Annotated in this window: 12 protein-coding genes; 5 read left to right on the top strand and 7 right to left on the bottom strand. The window is 72.8% G+C overall.

Going from position 1 to position 13,534, the window contains the following annotated elements:
* Positions 1-311 precede the first annotated feature (311 nt).
* Positions 312-1,523, bottom strand: a complete 1,212-nt coding sequence (gene tyrS / locus C7456_RS03935) for a tyrosine--tRNA ligase (RefSeq protein WP_109722448.1) — start codon at positions 1,521-1,523, stop codon at positions 312-314.
* Between the two features lie 181 nt (positions 1,524-1,704).
* Here tyrS and C7456_RS03930 point away from each other — a divergent pair, with 181 nt between their 5' ends.
* Both C7456_RS03930 and C7456_RS03925 read left to right on the top strand, forming a co-directional pair.
* Entirely contained in the window at positions 1,705-3,144 is a 1,440-nt protein-coding gene (locus C7456_RS03930; protein ID WP_109722447.1) for an OapA family protein, read from the top strand.
* A 6-nt stretch (positions 3,145-3,150) separates the two neighbouring features.
* A complete protein-coding gene (locus tag C7456_RS03925; protein ID WP_109722446.1) occupies positions 3,151-4,275 on the top strand; it encodes an anhydro-N-acetylmuramic acid kinase in 1,125 nt (374 codons plus the stop codon).
* Here C7456_RS03925 and C7456_RS03920 read toward each other — a convergent pair.
* From C7456_RS03920 to C7456_RS03910, 3 genes are all read right to left on the bottom strand, one after another.
* Positions 4,272-4,556, bottom strand: a complete 285-nt coding sequence (locus C7456_RS03920; RefSeq protein WP_109722445.1) for a hypothetical protein — start codon at positions 4,554-4,556, stop codon at positions 4,272-4,274. The two genes, C7456_RS03925 and C7456_RS03920, sit on opposite strands and share 4 nt — an antisense overlap.
* A 108-nt stretch (positions 4,557-4,664) precedes the next feature.
* Positions 4,665-5,924, bottom strand: a complete 1,260-nt coding sequence (locus C7456_RS03915; RefSeq protein ID WP_109722444.1) for an AmpG family muropeptide MFS transporter — start codon at positions 5,922-5,924, stop codon at positions 4,665-4,667.
* The gene (locus C7456_RS03910; protein ID WP_109722443.1) at positions 5,914-6,684 is read right to left on the bottom strand and encodes an exodeoxyribonuclease III; all 771 of its coding nucleotides are present in this window, start codon (positions 6,682-6,684) and stop codon (positions 5,914-5,916) included. The genes C7456_RS03915 and C7456_RS03910 overlap by 11 nt, the downstream gene beginning before the upstream one ends.
* Positions 6,685-6,792: 108 nt before the next feature.
* On the opposite strand from C7456_RS03910, the gene pyrE reads away from it, so the two are divergent.
* Both pyrE and C7456_RS03900 read left to right on the top strand, forming a co-directional pair.
* On the top strand, positions 6,793-7,440 hold the full coding sequence (gene pyrE / locus C7456_RS03905; protein ID WP_109722442.1) for an orotate phosphoribosyltransferase: 648 nt from the start codon (positions 6,793-6,795) through the stop codon (positions 7,438-7,440).
* A gap of 99 nt (positions 7,441-7,539) precedes the next feature.
* A complete protein-coding gene (locus tag C7456_RS03900; protein ID WP_109722441.1) occupies positions 7,540-8,187 on the top strand; it encodes a DUF4124 domain-containing protein in 648 nt (215 codons plus the stop codon).
* A 295-nt stretch (positions 8,188-8,482) separates the two neighbouring features.
* Here the strand turns inward: C7456_RS03900 and C7456_RS03895 are convergent, their stop codons facing one another.
* Genes C7456_RS03895 through coaBC form a run of 3 tightly spaced genes read right to left on the bottom strand, consistent with a single transcriptional unit; the run spans position 8,483 to position 12,477 of the window.
* Positions 8,483-10,786, bottom strand: a complete 2,304-nt coding sequence (locus C7456_RS03895; protein ID WP_109722440.1) for a phosphomannomutase/phosphoglucomutase — start codon at positions 10,784-10,786, stop codon at positions 8,483-8,485.
* A gap of 18 nt (positions 10,787-10,804) precedes the next feature.
* On the bottom strand, positions 10,805-11,275 hold the full coding sequence (dut, locus tag C7456_RS03890; RefSeq protein ID WP_109722439.1) for a dUTP diphosphatase: 471 nt from the start codon (positions 11,273-11,275) through the stop codon (positions 10,805-10,807).
* Positions 11,272-12,477, bottom strand: a complete 1,206-nt coding sequence (gene coaBC / locus C7456_RS03885) for a bifunctional phosphopantothenoylcysteine decarboxylase/phosphopantothenate--cysteine ligase CoaBC (protein ID WP_109722438.1) — start codon at positions 12,475-12,477, stop codon at positions 11,272-11,274. The genes dut and coaBC overlap by 4 nt, the downstream gene beginning before the upstream one ends.
* A 97-nt stretch (positions 12,478-12,574) precedes the next feature.
* Between coaBC and radC the strand changes: the two genes are divergently transcribed.
* Positions 12,575-13,246 (top strand): RadC family protein, encoded by a 672-nt coding sequence (radC, locus tag C7456_RS03880; RefSeq protein ID WP_109722437.1) that lies wholly within the window; start codon positions 12,575-12,577, stop codon positions 13,244-13,246.
* Positions 13,247-13,534 lie beyond the last annotated feature (288 nt).

Here is a 13,534-nt window from a genome sequence, read left to right as displayed (position 1 = left end):
GTTGGACGCTTGCATCTGTGGACAGTCATCCCGTCCACCGCAAGGCGCCCACACAAGTCACCTGTGCACACTGTCAAAGATCAATCACTTGCGGCTCCCTCTTCAGAACCGCTCCGGAACCTTTCGTCCCGGTGAGCCCGCCATTCTACATCCCTTTTGGGGGCCGTCAACACCATCGCGAGAGAATTTCGTCGGCGAGGGAGTTGCCGTGCCGGGGATGCGGCGGCGAGGGCGGCGAATGGTAGAGAGGCGCGCCGCCTTTGGCAAGCGCGCCGGCCGAAAAAATCTGCGCGACGGGCGCGGCGCGCGCGTCAGGCCGACTTGAGCCGCACGCGCGCGAAGTTGCGCTTGCCCACCTGCAGCACGCCCTCGAAGCCGGCGGCGAAGCTGCGCTGCGCGTCCTCCACCACCTCGGCGTCGATGCGCACCGCGCGCTCCTTGAGCTTGCGGTTCGCCTCCGAGTTGCTGGCGGTGAGCCCGGCCGCGGTGAGCAGCGCGGGCAGGCGCAGGCCTTCGGCAGGCACCACGATCTCGCTGAGCGGCAGCAGCGAGGTGTCGCCCTCGCCGCGCACCACCGCGTGCCAGCCGGCGATGGCCTGTTCCGCCGCGGCCGCGTCGTGGAAGCGCGCGGCCAGCTCGCGCGCCAGGCGCAGCTTGGCGTCGCGCGGGTTGAGCGCGCCGTTCTCGACGTCGCGCCTCATGCGCGCCAGCTCGTCCAGCGAGACCTCGAAGCTGAGCAGCTCGAACCAGCGCCACATCAGCGCGTCGTCGATCTTCATGGTCTTGGTGACGATGTCGATCGCCGGCTCGTTGATGCCGATGTAGTTGCCCAGCGACTTGGACATCTTGTGCACGCCGTCCAGGCCTTCGAGCAGCGGCATGGTGAGCACGATCTGCGGCGGCTGGCCGAAGTGCTCCTGCAGCGCGCGGCCCATCAGCAGGTTGAACTTCTGGTCGGTGCCGCCGAGCTCGACGTCGCATTGCAGCGCCACCGAGTCGTAGCCCTGCACCAGCGGGTAGAGGAACTCGTGGATGGCGATCGGCTGCTGCGCGGCGTAGCGCTTGGCGAAGTCGTCGCGCTCGAGCATGCGCGCGACGGTGTGCTGCGCGGCGAGCCTGACCATGTCGGCCGCGCCCATCTTGCCGAACCACTCGGAGTTGAAGCGCACCTCGGTGCGCTCCCGGTCGAGCACCTTGTACACCTGGCTGGCGTAGGTCTCGGCGTTGGCCAGCACGTCCTCGCGGCTGAGCGGCTTGCGCGTGACGTTCTTGCCGGTGGGGTCGCCGATCATCCCGGTGAAGTCGCCGATCAGGAAGATCACCTGGTGCCCCAGGTCCTGGAACTGGCGCATCTTGTTGAGCAGCACGGTGTGGCCCAGGTGCAGGTCCGGCGCGGTGGGGTCGAAGCCGGCCTTGATGCGCAGCGGGCGTCCGCGCCTGAGGCGCTCGGCCAGCTCTTCCTGCTTGATGATCTCGTCGGCGCCACGCGCGATGGTGGCCAGCGCCTGCTCGAATGCGTTCATGCCTTCCTCAAGGACCGGGTGGAGGCGGCCGTTAGACCACCCTTAGGGGAGCGTCAAGGCGTTAATTGTGCGTTAATCAGAAGATGCACGCAAACCTTTGATCGAAAAGGCGTTGACGCCATTTCCACAAGGCCGTTATGGTACCGGCCGCTGGCAGTTCGCAACACGGGGCAGACAGGGCATGGGTGAGGGCAAGCAGATCGCGCGTGCGGCGCGCAAACAGGCCATCCGCCGCAAGGCGCAGCGACGCCACTCCCGCTTCTACGAACGGTGCGCGCACTGGTCCTTCAGCCACCATGACGGCGAGCCGATCTGCTGGCACCGCGAGCGCTGGGTGCTCGCCGGCACCGCGCTGCTGATCACCGCGCTGTCCGGCTTCATCCTGCCGGCCTGGGCCAGCGCGATGCGCCCGGAAGCCACCGCGCCCGCGCACGACCTGCTGCCGCTGGCCCTGCCCAAGGCGCCGGCCGCGACCATGCAGGCGCCGACGGTGGAGGACTGGCGCGTGGTGCAGGTGCAGCCGGGCCAGACGCTGTCGGACATCTTCCAGGGCCAGGGCCTGAGCCTGGCCGACCTGCAGCGGGTGATGGACGCGGCCGGCGGCGCGGCCAGCGCGCTGCACAACATCCGCCCGCACCAGGAGTTCGACTTCCTGCTCGGCAACGACGGCGGCCTGCGCGGCTTCCGCTTCGACAAGGACCAGGCCAGCCGCGCCACCGTGCGCTTCGACGGCGCCAAGCCCACGCTGGTCGTGCAGGCGCGCGAGATGGAGCGCCGCGAGCACGTGGCGCACGGCACCATCGACAGCTCGCTGTTCGCCGCCGGCGCCAAGGCCGGCATGAGCGCGGCGATGGTCGGCAAGCTGGCGGACCTGTTCAAGTACGACATCGACTTCGTGCAGGACCTGCGCGAGGGCGACAGCTTCACCGTGGTCTACGACGACGTGTACCGCGACGGCAGCTACCTCGCCGAGGGCGACATCATCGCCGCGGAGTTCGTCAACCAGGGCCGTCGCTACACCGCCTACCGCTTCCGCAAGGCCGACGGCAGCTACGGCTGGTTCAGCGAGGACGGCCGGCCGATCCAGAAGTCGTTCCTGCGCATCCCGGTGGACTTCACCCGCATCTCCTCCACCTTCAGCGTGGCGCGGCTGCACCCGATCCTCGGCCGCATGCGCGCGCACAAGGGCGTGGACTACGCCGCGCCGACCGGCACGCCGATCCACGCCGCCGGCGACGGCGTGATCAAGTTCAAGGGCTGGATGAACGGCTACGGCAACTTCGTGGTCATCCAGCACAACGGCACCATCAGCACCGCCTACGGCCACATGTCGCGCTTCGCCAGCGAGCGCGTGGGCCAGCACGTGAGCCAGGGCCAGGTGATCGGCTACGTCGGCATGACGGGCCTGGCCACCGGCCCGCACCTGCACTACGAATTCCGCGTCAACGGCGTGCAGCGCGACCCGCAGACGGTGACCCTGCCCAAGCCCGAGCCGCTGCCCGCGGCGCAGCTGGCGCGCTTCAAGGCCGAGGTGGTGCAGCCGCAGCTGGCGCGACTGAAGGCACTGGACGCCAACATCAAGCTCGCCCGGCTCGGCTCCACCGCGCGCAACGACGACTGACGCCGCGTGGACGACGCCGCGGCGCCGTATCTCGGCCTGATCTCCGGCACCAGCGCGGACGGCATCGACGCCGCGCTGGTTTCCTTCGCCGACGCCGCGCCGCGGCTGCACGGCGCGCTCACCCATCCCTGGCCGCACGAGCTGCGCGCGTGCATCCTCGCCGTGGCGCAGGGCGAAGGCGCGCTCGACCTGGACGCCTTCGGCCGGCTCGACGTCACCATCGGCCGCTGCTTCGCCGACGCCGCGCAGGCCCTGCTCGCGCGCTGCGGCGTGGAAGCGCGCGCCGTGCGCGCGATCGGCTCGCACGGCCAGACCGTCCGCCACCGCCCGCAGGGCGAGCTCCCCTTCACCCTGCAGCTGGGCGATCCCAGCGTGATCGCGGAACGCTGCGGCATCGACGTGGCCGCCGACTTCCGCCGCGCCGACGTCGCCGCCGGCGGCCAGGGCGCGCCGCTGCTGCCCGCGCTGCACGCCATGCTGCTGGCCCGTCCCGGCCATGCGCGGGTGGTGCTGAACCTGGGCGGCATCGCCAACATCACCGTGCTCGGCGCCGACGGCGGCGTGCTCGGCCTCGACACCGGCCCGGCGAACGGGCTGCTCGACGCCTGGTGCCTGCGCCACCGCGGCGAGCCGTTCGACCGCGACGGCGCCTTCGCCGCCGCCGGCCGCGTCGACGCCGCGCTGCTGGACGCGCTGCTGGCCGATCCCTACTTCGCCCTGCCGCCGCCCAAGAGCACCGGCCGCGAGCATTTCCACCTGGCCTGGCTGGAGCGGCAGCCGCGCGCGGCCGCGCTGGCGCCGGCCGACGTGCAGGCCACCCTGCTGGAGCTCACCGCGCGCAGCGTGGCCGAGGCGATCGCGCGCCACGCCGCCGCGGCCGAGGACGTGCTGGTCTGCGGCGGCGGCGTGCACAACCCGCTGCTGCTGGCGCGCCTGCGCGCGCTGCTCGCGCCGCGCGCGGTGCGCAGCACCGCGGAGCACGGCGTCGACCCGGACTACCTGGAAGCCACCGCCTTCGCCTGGCTGGCGCGCCAGCGCGTGCTCGGCCGGCCCGGCAACCTGCCCGCCGTCACCGGCGCGCGCGGCCCGCGCGTGCTCGGCGCGCTGCACCTGGCGCCGCGGGACGGCTAGCGGCCCTGCTCCGGCGCGAGCTGGGTCGGCGGCGTCAGCGAGAGCGCCTGCATCGCCTCCTGGAAGGCGGCCTTCTCCTTCGCGTCCCAATGCCCGGCCAGCACCAGGCTGCCGGGATCGACCAGGGTCTCGGCGGAAATCTGCCCGGCGGCGCTCATGCCCAGGCCGCTGCGCAGGGCGTTGAGCACCACGTCGTTGATCGACCACTGCCGTTCCTTGGCCAGCGCCTTGATGCGCTCGGCCATCAGCGTGTCGATATGGCGTATGACGAGGTCCGGCACGAGCGCGCGCTCCCATCCATTCCCATACACCCCCTGCGCGGCGGATCGTGGCACAGCCGCCCCCTGCCGGAACAGGCCCCGCGCCGATCCGTGGCGCGGTTGGCAGTCTCAGTGTGACCGGGTGAGCTCGGCCGCGGCGATCGCCCGGCGCAGCGCCACCACCAGCAGCAGGCCGGGGATGGCCGAGAGCGCGGTGATCGCAAAGAACATGGACCAGCCCACCCGCGGTACCAGCCAGGCCGCCAGCGGCCCCAGGAACACCCGCCCCACCGCCGACAGCGCCGACAGCAGCGCGTACTGCGTGGCGGAGAAGCGCACGTTGCACAGCGCCGTCACCAGCACCACGAAGGCGGTGCTGCCCAAGCCGCTGAAGAAATACTCGGCCGACACCACCGTGGCCATCGCGGCGACGTCCGGCCCGCTGTGCACCAGCCAGATGTAGCCCAGGTTCACCAGCGCCTGCGCCACGCCCAGCGCGAGCAGCGCGTGGTACAGCCGCAGCCGCGTCACCACCCAGCCGCCGGCCAGCGCGCCGAGCAGACCGGCGACCAGTCCGAAGGTCTTGCTGACCGTGCCGACCTGGGTCAGCGTGAACTGCGGCACGCGCAGCAGGAAGGTGGTGGACAGCGACAGCGCGAAGGCGTCGCACAGCTTGTACAGCACCATCAGCGCCAGCCAGGCCAGCGCCAGCGCGCCGTAGCGGCGGAAGAAGTCCGCGAACGGCTCGACCACCGCCTCGGCGAAGCTGCGCGCGGGCCGCTCGTCGGGCGCGTCGGGCGAGCACAGGGTGACCGGCGTCGCCGCCAGCATCAGCGCGCCCATCAGCCGGTAGGTCCAGGCCCAGCCGACGCGGTCGGCCAGGATCAGCGCCAGCGCGCCGGACACCAGCATCGCCAGGCGGTAGCCGCCCTGCGAGAACGCCGTGCCCCAGCCGCGCTCGGCCGGCGGCAGCAGGTCGGTGCGGTGGGCGTCGTAGGCGATGTCCTGGGTGGCCGAGGCGAACGCCAGCAGCACCGCGAAGAAGGCGATGGTGGTGGCCGCGCCCTGCGGCGTGTAGGCGCTCATCGCCAGCAGCGCGCCGCCGCACAGGAGCTGCATCAGCAGGATCCAGCCGCGGCGCCGGCCCAGGAACGGCAGCGGCAGGCGGTCCAGCAGCGGCGCCCACAGGAACTTGAACACGTAGGCCTGGCCGATCAGGGTGACCCAGCCGATCGCCTTCAGGCTCAGCCCCGCGGTGGTGAACCACGCCTGCAGCGTGCTCAGCGAGAGCGCCAGCGGCAGCCCGGAGGAGAAGCCGAGCAGGCCGACGCTGAGCACGCGCCAGCCGCGGCCCGGCGCGGCGGCCGGCGGCGCGCCCTCAGTCGGCATAGTCGACGGTGTACGGCGCGTGGTCGGAGAAGCGCTGCGCGCGGTAGATCGAGCAGCTCTTCAGCCGCTCGCGCAGGCCCGGCGTGACGATCTGGTAGTCGATGCGCCAGCCCACGTCGTTCTCGCGCGCGCGGCCGCGGTTGGACCACCAGGTGTAGTCCTCGCCCTCGGGGTGCAGCGTGCGGTAGCTGTCCACCCAGCCGCGCCGCTCGACCAGCTCGTTGAGCCAGGCGCGCTCCTCCGGCAGGCAGCCGGAGTTCTTCTGGTTGGACTTCCAGTTCCTGATGTCCTTGGCGCTGCGCACGATGTTCCAGTCGCCGCACAGCACGTAGTCGCGGCCGCTCCCGAGCCAGGCGTCGAGGATCGGCGCGAGCCAGTCCATCACCTTGAACTTGAACTGCTGGCGCTCCTCGCCGGAGGAGCCGGAGGGCACGTACAGCGACACCACGCTAAGCCTGCCGAAGCGCGCCTCGATGTAGCGCCCCTCGTTGTCGAACGGTTCCCAGCCCAGCGTGGTGAGCACCTCGTCCGGCTCGCGCTTCGCATAGATCGCCACGCCGCTGTAGCCCTTCTTGCTGCTGGCGTCGCGGTAGAAGCAATGGTGGCCGTCGGGGCGGAACTGCGGGTCGCCGAGCTGGTCCTCCTGCGCCTTGGTCTCCTGCAGGCACACCACGTCGGCGCGCTGCGCGCGCAGCCAGTCGAACACGCCCTTGCTGGCGGCCGAGCGGATGCCGTTGGCGTTGAAGCTGATGATGCGCATGCGTCGCTCCCGGGAACCGGCGGCCATCATAGCAACCGCGACGCGGCGCGCCGGGGCGATATCATGGCCGCCCGCCGGACATCCTTCCCTCCACCGCGACGCGACCCCATGCACGACTACCAGCGCGACTTCATCGAGCTCACCCTGCAGCGCGAGGTGCTGCGCTTCGGCGAATTCACCCTCAAGTCCGGGCGGGCCAGCCCGTACTTCTTCAACCTGGGCCGGATCGACTCCGGCGCCGCGCTGGCCCGGCTCGGCCGCGCCTACGCGGCGGCGGTGGAGAAGTCCGGCATCGCCGCCGACATGCTGTTCGGCCCGGCCTACAAGGGCATCGCGCTGGCCGCCACCGCCGCGATCGCGCTGGCCGACCGCCACGGCCGCGACCTGCCCTGGGCCTACAACCGCAAGGAAGCCAAGGACCACGGCGAGGGCGGCGTGCTGGTCGGCGCGCCGCTGCAGGGCCGCGTGCTGATCGTCGACGACGTGATGACCGCCGGCACCGCGGTGCGCGAGTCGCTGGCGCTGATCCGCGCGCACGGCGCCACGCCCGCCGGCGTGCTGATCGCGCTGGACCGCCAGGAGCGCGGCCAGGGCGAGCTGTCCGCCGCGCAGGAGGTGACGCGCGACTACGGCATCCCGGTGATCGCCATCGCCACCTTCGCCGACGTGCTCGCCTACGCCGGCGAGCGGCCCGAGCTGGCCGCCGAGCATGCCCGCCTGCTGGCCTACCGCGAGCGCTACGGCGTGGCGGGCTGAGGGCGGCCGCCAACCCGGTCACACTGCGCGCCGGCGGCCGCGTCGCGCCGCGGTGGCCGTGCCTGGCGGCCGGCTATACTGGCCGGCAGGAGGGAGTCCATGCGCAAGCCGATCTCGATCGCCGCCGCCATCGTCCTGGCCGCGGCCTGCACCGCCCATGCCCAGCAGCCGGGCGGCACCGGCGGCATCCGCTACAAGTGGGTGGACGACAAGGGCCTGCCGCACTTCAGCGACAGCCTCACCGCCGAGGCGATGAAGTTCGGCTACGACCTGGTCAACGACCAGGGCATGGTGGTGCAGCACGTGCCGCGCCAGCTCACCCCCGAGGAGCGCGCCGCGCAGCAGAAGCTGGCGGCGCAGCAGGCCGCCGCGCAGCGCGCCGCGGAGGCGCAGCGACGCGCCGAGGAGCAGATGCTGGTGGCCTACCCCGACGAGGCCGCCTTCCAGCGCGCCCAGCAGGACCAGCTGGACACCATCGACCAGCAGATCAACACCACGCGGATCAACCTGCGCAGCCAGGAGAAGACGCTGACCGACCTGCTGACCCGCGCCGGCGACCTGGAGCGCGCCAAGCAGCCGGTGCCGAAGTTCCTCAACGACCGCATCGCCGAGCAGCGCAACATCGTGGCCGGCCAGCGCAACGCGCTGGAGCGCGAGCAGGCCGCGCGCGCGGCCGCCGAGCAGCAGGCCGCGGCGCAGCTCAAGCGCTACCGCGAGCTGAAGGCGGCGCAGCAACCGCCGGCCTGAGGGCCTGTTTCATCTCTCCCCGCGCTCCACGGGGAGCCGACTGCGCGCAGGCCAGGGAAGCACGAGGAAGTGGACGCCGGCTGCGCGATGGCGCGGCATGGCGAGCGTGGGGCGATGGTTCGGGCCTCGCGGCCGGAGGCCGCTCCCACAAGGCCGGCGAGACCCCTGTGGGAGCGGCCTCCGGCCGCGATCGACCCGACGCGAGACCGCCAGCGGCCCCGATGCTGCACCCGGAACGGCGAAAGGGCCGGCATGGCCGGCCCTTTCCGTTTCCCGCGCGCTCCTCAAGACCGCCTCAGAACGGCAGCTTGAGCTTGGGGTCCACCAGGTAGAGCTGCTCGCGGAAGGCCTGCTGGATGCGCTTGAGCGCCACCGCGTTGTCGGCGTCGAAGCGCAGCACCAGCACCGGCGTGGTGTTGGAGGCGCGCACCAGGCCCCAGCCGTCCGGCCAGTCGGCGCGCACGCCGTCGATGGTGGTCAGCGTGGCGTCGCCGAAGCCGGCCTTGGCGCGGAACTGCTCGATGAAGCGGTAGTGCTCGCCCTCGGCCAGCTCGATCTTCAGCTCCGGCGTGGAGACGCCCTTGGGCAGGGTGGCGAAGATCTGCTCCGGGGTGCGCTCCTCCAGGTCGCCGGCGAGGATCTCCAGCAGCCGCGCGCCGGCGTAGATGCCGTCGTCGAAGCCGTACCAGCGCTCCTTGAAGAAGAAGTGGCCGCTCATCTCGCCGGCCAGCTCGGCGCCGGTCTCGCGCATCTTGGCCTTGATCAGCGAGTGGCCGGTGCGCCACATCAGCGGGCTGCCGCCGGCGTCGAGCACCTGGCCCTTGAGGTGGCCGGTGCACTTGACGTCGTAGATGACGGTGGCGCCCGGCTGGCGCGACAGCACGTCGCGCGCGAACAGCATCAGCAGGCGGTCGGGGAAGATGATCTCGCCGTCCCTGGTCACCACGCCGAGGCGGTCGCCGTCGCCGTCGAAGGCCACGCCGAGGTCGGCGCCGGTCTGCTTCACCGCGAGGATCAGGTCCTCCAGGTTGTGCGGGTCGGACGGGTCGGGATGGTGGTTGGGGAAGCTGCCGTCGACCTCGCAGTACAGCGGGATCACCTCGCAGCCGATGCCCTCCAGCACCTGCGGCGCCACCGCGCCGGGGATGCCGTTGCCGCAGTCCACCACCACCTTGAGGCGGCGCTCGGCCTGCACGTCGGAGGTGATCCGCTCGATGTAGTCGGGCACCACGTCGACGTGGCGCAGGCCGCCCTGGCCGCCGCCCTCCAGCGCGCCGGAGGCGATGCGCCGGTACAGGTCCTTGATCGCGTCCTCCGACAGCGTCTCGCCGCCGACCACGATCTTGAAGCCGTTGTAGTCGGGCGGGTTGTGGCTGCCGGTGACGGCGACGCAGCTGCCGGTGTTGAAGCGGTAGGCGGCGTAGTAGATCACCGGCGTGGGCGCGGCACCGACGTCGATCACGTCGACGCCGGCCGCGCGCAGGCCGTCGGCCAGCGCGCCGGCCAGCTCCGGGCCGGACAGGCGGCCGTCGCGGCCGACCACGATCTCGCGCAGGCCCTTCTCGCGCATCACCGTGCCGATCGCCTGGCCCAGCGCCTTGGCCACGCCGCGGGTCAGCGTCTTGCCGACCACGCCGCGCACGTCGTAGGCGCGGAAGATGCTCGGGTCGACCTCGGCCGGGCTGGCCGCCGGCGGCCGGGCCGCCTCCCGCGCCGCCGGCTTGGGCGGCTCGGGCTTGTTCACTTTCACGTCGGACAACATGATCTCCTCGGGTTCCATGGCAGGCTCCGGCGGCACGCGCGACCGCGCGCGCAGCCACAGCAGATAACCGCCGCCGCCCAGCCCCAGCAGGGCCAGCAGCGCCGCCAGCGACCAGCTGCGCGGCAGCACGATGAAGGCCTCCGGCAGGGCGACGCCGACGCTGAAGCTGCTGCCGGGCACCGGCCTGGCCAGCGCCTCGGCCGTCGCCGAGGCGGCGCCCGCGGTCAGCAGGCTCAGCTGGCCGCGTTCGTCGCCCTGGCGAAGCTCCAGTCTGCCGCCCGCCGGCGGAACGGCGGCGAAACGCTGCTGCAGCGGCGCGAACGGCAGCTCCAGCCAGACCCAGGCCTGCGGCCGGCCGGCCGGCCCCGACGGCAGCACCAGGCTCAGCCGGCGCCCGCCGGCGGCGTTCACGCTCTGCATCGGCGGCGCGCCCTCGGCGGTCTGCGCGGCCAGCAGCTGGGCCGCCTTGGCGTAGCCGAACTCGCGGTAGTTGGCGTGCAGCACCTCGTCCAGGCCGGCGCTGTAGACCTCCACCGCCAGCGCCTCCGGCAGGCGGCGGCGCACCGCGGCGGCGAGCAGGGCGGGATCGCCCCGCACCACGGGGTCGACCGAGCCCACCGCCTCGGCGGCGCGCGCGCGCTCGGCGGCGATCTCCGCGCCGAGCGACTGCACCAGCTGGTCCTGCGCGCGGTGCACGCGCTCGTTGGCGCTGCCCTCGTCGGCGATCAGCCAGGCCTGCCAGGCGCAGAACAGGCCCAGCAGCACCAGCAGCGTGCCGGCGGCCAGCGGCAGCAGGCGCCGCCAGTCGACTTCCCCCCTTCCGAACCTTGCCCTCATGCCTTCTCCCCCGGAGGCTCAACGCAGGCCTGTCGATCCGAAACCGCCCCCGCCCCGCTGCGAGGGCGCAAACTCGTCCACCAGCTTCAGCCGCGGCTGCGCCACCGGCACCAGCAGCAGCTGGGCGATGCGGTCGCCCGGCGCGATGGTGACCGGCTCGCGGCCGCGGTTCCAGCAGGAAATCAGCAGCGGCCCCTGGTAGTCGGCGTCGATCACGCCGACCAGGTTGCCCATCACCAGCCCCTGCCTGTGGCCCAGGCCCGAGCGCGGCACGACCAGCGCGCACCAGCCCGGGTCGCCGATGTGCAGCGCCAGCCCGCTCGGCACCAGCGCGCTGTCGCCCGGCGCCAGGGTCAGCGGCTCGTGCAGCGCGGCGCGCAGGTCCATGCCGGCGCTGCCGGCGGTGGCCGGCGCGGGCAGGGGAATCTCCGCGCCCAGGCGCGGGTCGAGGATCTTCAGTTCCACCTCGATCGACGGCGCGCCGCTCATCCGCGCACCGCCCGGTAGCGCGCCGCGACCTGCTCGACCAGCCGCCGCGCCAGCGCCGCCTTGGAGGTGCGCGCCAGCTCCAGCGAGCCGTCCGGCCAGTACAGGGTGAGCGCGTTGTCGCCGGCCTCGAAGCCGCGGCCCCCGCCGACCTCGTTGGCGGCGATCATGTCCAGCTTCTTGCGGCGCAGCTTGTCCTGCGCGTACGCGGCCACCTCGTGCGTCTCGGCGGCGAAGCCGACCAGGAACGGCGGCGCCGGCTGCGCCGCCAGCGTGGCCAGGATGTCCGGGTTCTCCGCCAGCTGCAGCACCAGGTCGGCGCCGGCCTGCTTCTTGAGCTTGCGCTCGGCCACCTGCTGCGGCCGGTAGTCGCCGACCGCCGCCGCGCCGACGTAGATCTGCGCGTCGCGCGCGGCCTCCAGCACCGCCGCCTGCATCTGCGCGGCGCTGCGCACGTCGACGCGGCGCGCCACGCCGGCCGGCGTGGGCAGGCTCACCGGGCCGGCCACCAGGGTCACCGCGGCGCCGGCCGCGGCGGCCGCCTCGGCCACCGCGAAGCCCATCCTCCCCGAGCTGCGGTTGCCGATGAAGCGCACCGGGTCGATGTCCTCGTAGGTGGGGCCGGCGCTGACCACCACCTTCAGCCCGGCCAGCGCGCCGCCGCCGAAGGAGGCGGCCAGCGCGTCGCGCAGCTCGTGCGGCTCCAGCATGCGGCCGGAGCCCACGTCGCCGCAGGCCTGCTCGCCCGCCGCCGGGCCCAGCATGCGCACGCCGCGCTCGCGCAGCGCGGCCAGGTTGGCCTGCACCGCCGGGTGCGCCCACATCTGCTGGTTCATCGCCGGCGCCAGGTACAGCGGCGCGGCGCTGGCCAGGCACAGCGTGGTGAGCAGGTCGTCGGCGTGGCCGTGGGCCAGCCGCGCGATCACGTCGGCGCTGGCGGGCGCGACCAGGATGCGCTCGGCCCAGCGCGCCAGCTCGATGTGGCCCATCGCCGCCTCGGCCGACTCGTCCCACAGGCTCACCCGCACCGGCTGGCCGGACAATGCCTGGAAGGTCGCCGTGCCGACGAAGTGGGTGGCGCCCTCGGTCATCACCACGCGCACCTCGGCGCCCTGCTCGCGCAGGCGGCGAACCAGCTCGCAGGACTTGTAGGCGGCAATGCCGCCCGACACGCCGAGCAGGATGCGGCGGTTGGCTAGGCTCATGTGTAAGTCGGCGCTGACGGTGGATCGTCCGTAGCTTACCGGATTCGTCCGCGTTTCCCGCTGCCGCCGTCACACCCCCGCCGGGCAAGCTGGAGGGATGAGCATCCGTCACTGGCCGGAGAGGGAACGCCCCCGCGAGAAGCTGCTGGCGCACGGCAGCACCACGCTGTCCGACGCCGAGCTGCTGGCCGTGCTGCTGGGCAGCGGCGTGCGCGGCAAGGACGCCATCGCGCTGGGCCGCGAGCTGCTGCTGTCGAGCGGCGGCCTGGCCTCCCTGCTCGGGCGCACCGAGCAGGACATCCGCGTCGCCGGCCTGGGGCCGGCCAAGCGCGCCCGCCTCGCCGCCGCGCTGGAGCTGGCGCGGCGCAGCCTCGCCGAACAGCTGGAGCGGCGCCCGAGCCTGAGCAGCCCGCGCGACAGCGCCGACTTCCTCCGCGCGCGGCTGCGCCACCTGCCCTACGAGGTGTTCGGCTGCCTGTACCTGGACAACCGCCACCGCGTGCTGGCCTTCGAGGAGCTGTTCCGCGGCACCGTGGACGGCGCCAGCGTGCACCCGCGCGAGGTGGTGCGCGCCTGCCTGCGGCACAATGCCTGCGCGGTGATCTTCGCGCACAACCACCCCAGCGGCGTCGCCGAGCCCAGCGCCGCCGACCGCGCGATCACCCGCGAGCTGCGCGACGCGCTGCAGCTGGTGGGCGTGCGCGTGCTGGACCACCTGGTGATCGGTGCCGGCGAGCCGGTCTCGATGGCCGCCCGCGGCCTGCTGTAGGGGTCTGCTCAAAATCTTCCGGGGAAGAGCGCCGGGCAGGTCGATCGCGGCCGGAAGCCGCTCCCACAGGGAGCCTCGCAAGCCTGGTGGGAGCGGTCTCCGGCCGCGATGCCCGGACCCTCGCCCTGCTTCCTCCATGCCGCGCCGCGTCGCGGACCGGCGTCCACTCCTTCGCGCTTCCTTGGCCCACGCGCAGTCAGCTCCCTGCGGGTACGGGAGGCGCGCGAACAGGCTCTAGGCCGCCGCGCAAAAAAAACGGCGCGGTGGGGAGCCGCGCCGTCCGGCCGT

Origin of the sequence: Fulvimonas soli (assembly GCF_003148905.1) — a bacterium.
GTDB classification, from domain to species: Bacteria; Pseudomonadota; Gammaproteobacteria; order Xanthomonadales; family Rhodanobacteraceae; genus Fulvimonas; species Fulvimonas soli.
Note: the sequence above shows the minus strand (reverse complement) of the source record. Positions and strands in the feature narration are given on the sequence as shown.